Here is a 7,034-nt window from a genome sequence, read left to right on the forward strand (position 1 = left end):
GCTAATTTTTTTATTAAACGATTATAATTATTAAACCCCTCGTCCATTGGGTGATGTTTTATTAATAAATAGCTCTTTTCATCAGCAAACAGAGAAAATGAGCGAATAACTCTAAAAATATACGATTTCATTGAATGGTAATGACTATGAACCTGTATTTGGAAATCTTGATTACATTGCAAAGGAAAAATATAGAATGGTTTATAATCATCGTTAATGATATTCTTTATCAACCTAGGTTGGGTTAATTTTGCTTTGAATTTTCTGATTAAAGCCAAGCTCCAACGAGAAGCATAAAAAAGTAACGAAGTCTTCCTATGGTGCACATAATTATAATATTTGTATTTTTTTAATAATATAAAAATATAATATGTAATACTATAATAAACCATTGAGTAAAAATGAGACTTTTCCTTTCTATCATTAATAGGTGTAATTTCAATATTCTGATAAAAATCATGATTTTTAGGCAAAAGAGAAAAACCATTAACTCCATTTTTCTCAAATGTAATATAATGTGGTCTAAAATAGCCTTCTTCAAACACCCAAAACGATAAATTTGAATTAGAATCTACTATTGACTTCGCTATCTTATGATAAATACGGCAATCACCAAAAACAACAATGGCATCAATAGCATTCTGTTGGATATAATTTTCTAAAAATTGAGGAAAAGCGTCAATCGATTCGCAGAAAGAAACGCTATTTCGTGGGTAGAAATGTTCATCACCTCCATTTAAATTTATTTTATAAACATTACAGCCAGACTTCTGTAACCACATTCCTACATTTTTGAAAAAAGGACCTATAGGACCTTGTAACAAGAGTATATTAGTTTTGGTGCTAGCTAGTTCGTATAAATAATGGTTCATTATGTTCTTTTAAAAAATTTTAAGTTATTTTATGCAAAATTAAGATAATCAATTACCCTAGTCTAACATAAAAATATAATTTACTTTATTTTATCACAAATAAAACAAATAATATTAAATTTTTTACTAAAAGAGATAACTTGTACCACCAAATAGCTGCATTAGAAAAGAAAAAGCACGATGATGAAGCTTGTGGTGAAATAGAAACCGCTCATCCAGATTATCTTGGCTCTCAAGATATGTTTTATGTTGGTAATTTAGAGGGTGTCGGTCGGATTTATCAACAGACTTTTATTGATACTTATTCTAAGATTTCGCATTGTAAATTGTCTGTGGCCAAAATGCCAATTACAGCAGCCGATTTACTCAATGACAAGGTCTTACCATTTTATAATGCTCATCATTTGCCAATGCTTCGAATATTAACCGATAGAGGAACGGAGTTTTGTGGCACTATTGAAAAGTATGATTATCAACTTTATCTGGCGATTAATGATATTGACCATACTAAGACAAAATCTATGTCGCCACAAACGAATGGGATCTACGAGCGCTTTCATAAAACTATTTTACATGAGTTTTATATGGTGACATTTCGTAAAAAGCGCTATTCAGATTTAGAAACACGCCAAACAGATCTGGGCAATTGGCTGCATTATTACAATAATGAACGAACTCATCAGGGAAAAATGTGCTGCGGTCGAACACCAATGGAAACATTGTTTCATGGAAAACGGATCTGGGAAGAAAAAATCTGAACTCGATTTAACCTGCCAGATACCCAATAAAAACTGGTAACTGTTAGATTAGGTTTGAGCTAGTATACCTAAATTCGTTTTTAGTTAATCTTTCAATGCTGTAAACTCGTTCTTTTTGGTCTCGCATCTTGTACTCCTTAGGTTGGTTTGGGATGTTTTGGACTGAATTATAACCAAATTTGTGGAAAGGCTCGCATATAGGCGATCCTTTCCACCTGTCCTAAAGGGTAAAATTTAGGGATATGATAACCTACTCGTTTGATAAACTGTAATTATTCTAAATTACGCATTAATAAAGCATAATTCAGATCAATATCTTCGGGAATGGGAATATAAACAATATGACCATCGCCAAGTCCTGCTGGCACTGATTGCCCTTTTCTATTTTCCATACGTTCAATAATAAAAGTGGTATTGCCCTTTGGGGTCATCATTTCAACACTATCGCCGACAGAAAATTTATTTTTTACAATAATTTCAGCGAGACCATTTAATCGCTCACCACTAAATTCACCCACAAATTGTTGTCTATCAGATACTGAATGACTATGTTCATAGTTTTGCATTTCTTCATGCTTATGGCGACGTAAAAAACCCTCGGTATAACCGCGATGAGCAAGCGCATTGAGTTCTTGTAACAAACGAGGATCAAAAGGTTTACCCTCGCTCGCGGCATCAATCGCTTGGCGATATACTTGTGCTGTTCTTGCACAATAATAAAAAGATTTTGTTCGGCCTTCAATTTTGAGTGAATGTACGCCAATTTTAGTCAGGTCGCCTACTAACTCAACTGCTCTTAAATCCTTAGAGTTCATAATATAAGTGCCATGCTCATCTTCAAAAGCTTGCATATATTCGCCTGGGCGCCCAGACTCTTCAAGCATGAATACTTTATTTGTGGTCTGCCCAATACCTAATGTTGGCTCTACTTGTTGCACAGGGATGGGCTCACATTTATGTACAATTTGACCAACTTCGTCTTCTTTGCCTTCAGCAACCTTATATTCCCAACGGCATGCATTAGTGCACGTACCTTGATTGGAATCACGTTTGTTAATATAACCAGAAAGTAAACATCGACCAGAGTATGCCATACATAGCGCTCCATGAATAAATACTTCTAATTCCATTTCGGGCACTTTTTCACGAATTTCAGCAATTTCATCAAGTGATAATTCTCGGGATAATACAACTCGGGTTAAACCCATCTGGTGCCAAAATTTTACTGTAGCCCAGTTAACTGCGTTAGATTGCACCGATAAATGGATTTCCATTTCAGGAAAATGCTCACGAACTAACATAATTAACCCAGGATCAGACATAATAAAAGCATCGGGCTTCATGTTTACAATAGGCTCTAAATCACGAATAAAGGTTTTTAATTTAGAGTTATGTGGGGCAATATTAACTACCACATAAAACTTTTTGCCTTGGGCATGGGCTTCGTTGATCCCAATTGCCAAATTTTCATGATTAAATTCGTTATTGCGAACACGTAGGCTGTAGCGAGGTTGACCAGCATAAACGGCATCTGCCCCATAAGCAAAAGCGTAACGCATATTTTTAAGGGAACCAGCTGGCGAAAGTAGCTCTGGTTTTGCATATAAAGTTGTCATTAAAAAATGCCTCTGATTTCAAGTCAGTATTACTTATTTGTAATAGGTTAAGCAAAATAGGATGGGCATTTTACGCTTTAGCATATCTATTGGCAAATTTATTAGTTACCCTCAATAAACGCCCCTTTATTTTAAAGCGTATTTCTAGCTATTTAGCTTGGTAGTTGACAAGCTAAATAATCTATTTTATTAGCAATTAAAATGACATTATCTGGGAATTTTTTGATATTTCCTTGTTTTCTGAGCATATGATCAATATGTTTATTCAGCAATAATAAGCTATTTTATTAAAAGTTTAGTAGTAGCTTTTTAATCATTATGTGTGTTTAATTTATTAACACATATTACTTTATTTGAAATAACTTTACATATAATTAATGACCCAATATATAAAATACCGATTGAAAAGAATGGTAATTTATAGGCAAAAGATAATGTAAATGTTATGCTTACAGCATGTAAAAGTATATGTTTTCAAACTATTATTTAAAGGTAATTTTATGGCTATCCCTTCTTTTTTAACACTGTATAACGAACTTGTCTCTACCCCGACAATTAGTAATGTCACTAACGAAAAATTGGATTATTCTAACCAACCACTTATCGAGAAGTTAGCTACTTGGTTTGAAGATTTAGGTTTTACTATTGATATTCAGCCTGTCCCCAATACTCGACACAAATTCAACATGCTAGCAACTTATTCAAACAGTGACAATAAAACGCAAGGCGGTTTATTACTAAGTGGGCACAGCGATACGGTTCCTTTTGATGAAGGACAATGGACAAAAGATCCTTTTAAGCTAACTGAAGAAGATAATAAGCTATATGGATTAGGTACTGCCGATATGAAAGGTTTTTTTGCTTTTATTTTAGAAGCGTTACGTGATATTGATCTCAAAAAGTTAAACAAGCCAATTTACGTTCTAGCTACCGCTGATGAAGAAACCTCAATGGCTGGTGCATCATTTTTTGCTAAAAACACCAATCTTCAACCTGACTGTACCATTATTGGCGAGCCAACATCTTTAATACCCATCCGTGCTCATAAAGGGTTTATCTCTAATTCTATAAAAGTAATTGGTAAATCAGGGCATTCTAGTGATCCAGATAAAGGTATTAACGCTATCGAAGTGATGCATTTAGTCATTGAACGCTTATTAGTCCTGAAACAGCAATTTAAACAGCAGTACCACAATGAGGGGTTTAGTGTTCCCTATCCTACATTAAATTTAGGTGTTATTCATGGGGGCGATGCAGCAAACCGTATTTGTGGTTGTTGTGAACTGGTCATCGATATTCGGGTATTGCCTAATAATGATATCGATTCGCTTTATAATACCCTTTGTGACGTACTTCAGCCTGTCATAGATAGATACCCAAATCGGGTTGAAATACAATACGAAGTTTCACCTATTCCAGGTTATGAATGCAAAAAAGATCATCCGGCATTACAGCATATTGAAAAGTTAGTTGGCCATAGTGCCGAAACAGTGAATTATAGTACCGAAGCACCATACTTAAATCAAATCTCACCAACTATTGTGTTAGGTCCGGGATCAATTGAACAAGCACATCAACCCGATGAATTTATTTCATTAGATTTTTTAAAGCCAACCAAAGCAACAATAGAACAATTAATTAAAGATTTTTGTATTTAGAACAGCCGTTTATTCGCCGATCATTTCGGCGAAATTTGTTTAAATTTCAAATGTGGAAAAATCGGTGGCTATTTCGGTATTAGGAAATATATTTTTAGCTTCGCTAACCAATTTATCATTATCATGTAAACTATATCTAGGGCTAATATGCGTCATAATTAGCTTTTTAGCATTAGCTTGCTTGGCTATTGTTGCGGCATGTGTTGTTGTCGAGTGGCCGCGCGCAATGGCTTTATCCGCTAAAGCATGTTCTTGTGTTGCTTCATGCACAAGGACATCAACATCTTTAGCAAGTTCAATCGACGCTTCACAAGGTATTGTGTCACCTAAAATCGCTAATTTCCGACCTTTTTTAAGGTCATTATATAAAATACGATAACCAAAACATGGCACGCGATGTTGTAATAATTTTGCTTCAACTCGAAACTGGTTATCTTCAAAAACGGTACAATCTTTTTCAAGCTCAATAATATTAAGCGGGTAGTTTAACCAAGAATCACTAATTTCAATGACCGTTTCGATAAACTGCTTAATACCTTTTGGACCAACCAAAATTAACGATGATTGATTTTGCATCAAAGATTGGGATGTTAAAACACCGGGTAGCCCAAACAGGTGATCACCGTGTAAATGTGTTAAAAAGAGGATCTCAAGTTTAGAAAGGCTAAATTTGGCTTTTTGCATTTGCATCTGAGTTGCCTCACCGCAATCAAAAAGCCATAAGCGCCCTCTTTCTTGCCTAACATCTAGCACAATACTACTCATGTTACGTTGTGCGGTAGGAGAGCCTGCGCTTGTTCCTAAAAAAGTTAACTTCATAAAAATCTAAATATTTTTGCGTTCAATGGTTTGCTCACCCCAGAACAGCCTATCAGCTTTAGTTTTAGCAAAAGCGAGCTTTAAAACTTCATCACTCCCTTCTGACCAAATCTGCTCAGCTAAAGTTTCGTCATTATTGGCTAATTCAAAAATAGCTTCGGCAATTTCAATAGATGTTTCACGAATAGTAGCCCAAGCTTTGATATCGTGCATTTCTTTTTTACCTACGTTCATTTTGCTACTCCTTTGGGTTGAATTTGATGTAAAATAACCCGATTTATTGCAAAATACAATAGGCAAAATATGTTATGATAATAATTATTTCACCAGCAAAAACCTTAGATTACCAATCACCATTATTAACCTAAAATTATACGCTTCCTCAATTTATTAACTCAACTAAAACCCTCAAAAATAGCGTCGACAATTTCAATAAATATTTCACGAATAGTAGGCCAAGCTTTGATATCGTGCATTTCTTGTTTATCTACGTTCATTTTGCTACTCCTTTGGGTTGAATTTGATGTAAAATAACCCGATTTATTGCAAAATACAATAGGCAAAATATGTTATGATAATAATTATTTCACCAGCAAAAACCTTAGATTACCAATCACCATTATTAACCTAAAATTATACGCTTCCTCAATTTATTAACTCAACTAAAACCCCCCTATAAAAAATTCAAAAATAGCGTCGACAATTTCAATAAATATTTCACGAATAGTAGGCCAAGCTTTGATATCGTGCATTTCTTGTTTATCTACGTTCATTTTGCTACTCCTTTGGGTTGAATTTGATGTAAAATAACCCGATTTATTGCAAAATACAATAGGCAAAATATGTTATGATAATAATTATTTCACCAGCAAAAACCTTAGATTACCAATCACCATTATTAACCTAAAATTATACGCTTCCTCAATTTATTAACTCAACTAAAACCCCCCTATAAAAAATTCAAAAATAGCGTCGACAATTTCAATAAATATTTCACGAATAGTAGGCCAAGCTTTGATATCGTGCATTTCTTGTTTATCTACGTTCATTTTGCTACTCCTTTGGGTTGAATTTGATGTAAAATAACCCGATTTATTGCAAAATACAATAGGCAAAATATGTTATGATAATAATTATTTCACCAGCAAAAACCTTAGATTACCAATCACCATTATTAACCTAAAATTATACGCTTCCTCAATTTATTAACTCAACTAAAACCCCCCTATAAAAAATTCAAAAATAGCGTCGACAATTTCAATAAATATTTCACGAATAGTAGGCCAAGCTTTGATATCGTGCATTTCTTGT

General features: G+C 34.0%; 6 protein-coding genes and 1 pseudogene. 2 read left to right on the plus strand and 5 right to left on the minus strand.

Annotated elements, in window-relative coordinates:
* A partial coding sequence (locus A9G40_RS01410) for a capsular polysaccharide export protein, LipB/KpsS family (RefSeq protein ID WP_065581587.1) occupies nt 1-872 on the minus strand: 872 nt, incomplete at its 3' end.
* Nucleotides 873-1,021: 149 nt separating this feature from the next.
* Here A9G40_RS01410 and A9G40_RS01415 point away from each other — a divergent pair.
* A pseudogene (locus tag A9G40_RS01415) lies at nt 1,022-1,630 on the plus strand (integrase core domain-containing protein); the annotation flags it as partial.
* A gap of 272 nt (nt 1,631-1,902) precedes the next feature.
* Here the strand turns inward: A9G40_RS01415 and trhP are convergent.
* On the minus strand, nt 1,903-3,246 hold the full coding sequence (trhP, locus tag A9G40_RS01420; protein ID WP_065581588.1) for a prephenate-dependent tRNA uridine(34) hydroxylase TrhP: 1,344 nt from the start codon (nt 3,244-3,246) through the stop codon (nt 1,903-1,905).
* A gap of 500 nt (nt 3,247-3,746) precedes the next feature.
* On the opposite strand from trhP, the gene argE reads away from it, so the two are divergent.
* Nucleotides 3,747-4,904, plus strand: coding sequence for an acetylornithine deacetylase (gene argE / locus A9G40_RS01425; RefSeq protein WP_065581589.1), 1,158 nt, complete (start codon nt 3,747-3,749; stop codon nt 4,902-4,904).
* Between the two features lie 39 nt (nt 4,905-4,943).
* On the opposite strand, the gene A9G40_RS01430 is transcribed toward argE, so the two are convergent.
* The 3 genes from A9G40_RS01430 to A9G40_RS15160 all read right to left on the minus strand — a co-directional run bounded on the left by A9G40_RS01430 (nt 4,944) and on the right by A9G40_RS15160 (nt 6,220).
* On the minus strand, nt 4,944-5,723 hold the full coding sequence (locus tag A9G40_RS01430; protein ID WP_065567205.1) for a ribonuclease Z: 780 nt from the start codon (nt 5,721-5,723) through the stop codon (nt 4,944-4,946).
* A gap of 6 nt (nt 5,724-5,729) precedes the next feature.
* Nucleotides 5,730-5,957, minus strand: coding sequence for a YccJ family protein (locus A9G40_RS01435; protein WP_065579400.1), 228 nt, complete (start codon nt 5,955-5,957; stop codon nt 5,730-5,732).
* A 161-nt stretch (nt 5,958-6,118) separates the two neighbouring features.
* On the minus strand, nt 6,119-6,220 hold the full coding sequence (locus A9G40_RS15160; RefSeq protein ID WP_218057913.1) for a YccJ family protein: 102 nt from the start codon (nt 6,218-6,220) through the stop codon (nt 6,119-6,121).
* Between the last annotated feature and the right edge of the window lie 814 nt (nt 6,221-7,034).

This window comes from Gilliamella sp. Nev3-1, from assembly GCF_001690435.1.
Lineage (GTDB): Bacteria > Pseudomonadota > Gammaproteobacteria > Enterobacterales > Orbaceae > Gilliamella > Gilliamella apicola_C.